Raw genomic sequence first — 354 nt, forward strand, 5'->3', positions numbered from 1 at the left:
GTCGCAAGCCAGCCTTCGGCACATTGTCGACCTCTGTCACGCATGTCGGTCAGTTCGCCCCAGTCGATCCAGGGTCTGACGAAGAGTGCAGCCCCTGCTCGGTGTTGAGCGTCGAAGATGGTGTGAACCGGCGCGCATTTGGTCGCGCAATGGGTGGAGGAAAAGCTGCGATCTGGACATAGCGTCGTGAACAGCGAAGGCCTGCCTGCAATGATCAGGCGGTGGCTCGTTTTCGGTGATCGAGCAGACGGCAATTGCGAGATGTCGCCGTCCCCCCAATAGCTATCGGCGTCGATTTCCACAGGCGGGGAGAGGAACGGGACGGTGGCTGCCGCCACGATCGCGTTGATCGGC

1 pseudogene is annotated in these 354 nt (G+C 61.3%); it reads right to left on the reverse strand.

The window, feature by feature from the left end:
• Positions 1-354: pseudogene (locus tag EN850_RS36895) on the reverse strand (hypothetical protein); the annotation flags it as partial.

This window comes from Mesorhizobium sp. M8A.F.Ca.ET.207.01.1.1 (genome assembly GCF_004794715.1).
Taxonomy (GTDB): Bacteria; Pseudomonadota; Alphaproteobacteria; order Rhizobiales; family Rhizobiaceae; genus Mesorhizobium.